Genomic DNA, 2,440 nt, shown 5'->3' with positions numbered 1-2,440 from the left:
CGAGCTTCTTCCTGTCGTTCTTCAGCTTCTCCGGCGGGGCTGTCGTATGAGTGCCCCCGACACCTTCGCGGACGGCTTCGAGGTGCCGCTGCATCGGTCGCTCACGGAGCCGATCCTGCTTGGCGGTGCGCCGCGCACCGTGGCGATTGCCAACGGCACGCTGGCCGCCGCTGTCGGGCTGGGCCTGCAACTGTGGATTCCGGGTGTGGTGCTCTGGATCGTCGGCCATTCGCTGGCGGTGTGGGGAGCGCGCGTCGATCCGCAGTTCATGGCCGTGTTCGCCCGGCACATCAAGCACCGCCCGCTGCTGGACGTGTGAGGGGACGCCGCCATGCTGAACCTTGCCGAATACCGCCAGCGCCCGGCCTTGCTCGCCGACTGGCTGCCGTGGGCTGGATTGGTTGCGCCGGGCGTCGTCTTGAACAAGGACGGCAGTTTCCAGCGCACGGCCCGGTTTCGCGGGCCTGACCTCGACAGCGCGACGCAAGGCGAGCTGATTGCCACGTCAGCGCGATTGAACAACGCATTGCGCCGCATGGGTTCGGGCTGGGCGCTGTTCATCGAAGCCGAGCGCCGGCTTGCCGCCGACTATCCGCACTCGGAGTTCCCCGAGCCGCTGTCGTGGCTCGTGGAGGAAGAACGCCGGGCCACGTTCGAGGAATCGGGCAGCCACTTCGAGAGCGGCTATCACCTGACGCTGGTGTACCTGCCGCCCGAAGAATCCCGTGCCCGTGCAGCCAAGATGCTCTACGAGAACACGCCGACGAATGGCGTGGACTGGCGCGAGCGGCTGCAAGCCTTCGTCGCGGAGACGGATCGCGTCTTTGACCTGCTCGATGGCGTGATGCCGGAAATCGCCTGGCTCGATGACAGCCAGACGTTGACCTACCTGCACGCCACCATCTCGACGCGACGCTACCGCGTCGGCGTGCCCGAAGTGCCGTTCCACCTCGATGCGTTGCTGACCGATTCCGCCCTGGTCGGCGGGCTGGCGCCCATGCTGGGCGACCAGCACCTGCGCGTGGTGTCGGTGCGGGGCTTCCCGACCTCGACCTGGCCGGGGATTCTGGATGACCTCAACCGCCTCGGCTTTGCCTACCGCTGGAGCACGCGCTTTCTCTGCCTGGACAAAGCCGAGGCGGAACGGGAGTTGGGACGCCTGCGCCGCCAGTGGTTCGCCAAGCGCAAGAACGTCATCGCGCTCCTGCGCGAAACGATCTTCCAGCAAGAAAGCCCGCTGGTCGATACCGACGCCAGCAACAAGGCGGCCGACGCCGACGCAGCCTTGCAGGAGCTGGGCAGCGATCAAGTTGCCTTCGGCTACTTCACCGCCACGGTGACGGTGCTCGATGCCGACCCGGCCGTGGCCGACGAGAAGCTGCGCATGGTGGAGCGTGTCATTCAAGGACGCGGCTTCATCACCATCCCGGAAACGCTCAACGCCGTGGATGCGTGGCTGTCGTCCATTCCGGGCAACGCCTACGCCAACGTGCGTCAGCCCATCGTCTCGACGCTGAACCTGGCGCACATGATGCCCCTGTCGGCGGTATGGGCCGGGCCGGAGAAGAACGACCACCTCGACGGCCCTCCGCTGATCGTTACTCGCACCGATGGCGCGACGCCGTTCCGGCTGGTCACGCACATCGGCGACGTGGGCCACACGCTGGTCGCGGGGCCGACCGGCATGGGCAAGTCGGTTTTTCTCGCCACGCTGGCAATGCAGTTCCGCCGCTATCGCGGCTCGCGCATCTTCGCGTTCGACATGGGCCGCTCGATGCGCGCCACGGTTCTCGGGTTGGGCGGCGAGCACTACGACCTCGGGACGGATGGCGAAATCGCCTTCCAGCCATTGGCACGCATCGACCGCGAAGGCTACCGCACCTGGGCGGCCGAATGGATCGAAGGCCGCTTGCTGCATGAGGGCGTGGCGGTCGGCCCCGACGAGAAGGCGGCTATCTGGTCGGCGTTGGGAAGCCTCGCCGGTGCGCCGTTGGAGCAGCGCACGATGACGGGGCTTTCCGTGCTGCTGCAATCGAACACGCTGCGGCAGGCGCTGTCGCCCTATGTGCTCGGCGGTGCCCACGGCAAGCTGCTGGACGCCGACCATGACCGGCTCGGCATGGCCAACGTGCAGTGCTTCGAGATGGAGGAGCTGATGCACAGCAAGGCCGCCGTCATGGCCGTGCTGCATTACCTCTTTGCGCGTTTCGATGAACGCTTCGACGGGGCGCCCACGCTGCTGATCCTTGATGAAGCGTGGCTGTTCCTCGATGACCCGGTGTTTGCCGCGCGTATCCGGCAATGGCTCAAGACGCTCAGGAAAAAGAACGTCAGCGTCATCTTCTCCACGCAGAGCCTCGCGGACGTCAAGGAATCGAGCATCGCGCCCGCGATCATCGAGAGCTGCGCGAGCCGCATTTTCCTCGCCAACCCGCAGGCG

At 66.3% G+C, this 2,440-nt stretch carries 2 protein-coding genes; both read left to right on the top strand.

Annotation, left to right across the window (positions count from 1 at the left end):
* The first annotated feature begins 46 nt into the window (after positions 1 to 46).
* A complete protein-coding gene (locus APY03_RS01360) occupies positions 47 to 319 on the top strand; it encodes a VirB3 family type IV secretion system protein (RefSeq protein ID WP_046988731.1) in 273 nt (90 codons plus the stop codon).
* A gap of 12 nt (positions 320 to 331) precedes the next feature.
* On the top strand, positions 332 to 2,440 hold a 2,109-nt coding region (gene trbE, locus APY03_RS01355; RefSeq protein WP_232324123.1), incomplete at its 3' end, for a conjugal transfer protein TrbE.

It is taken from the genome of Variovorax sp. WDL1 (assembly GCF_001541225.1).
Lineage (GTDB): Bacteria > Pseudomonadota > Gammaproteobacteria > Burkholderiales > Burkholderiaceae_C > Variovorax.
The sequence above is the reverse complement of the archived record's forward strand: the minus strand, read 5'-3'. Positions and strand labels throughout refer to the sequence as shown.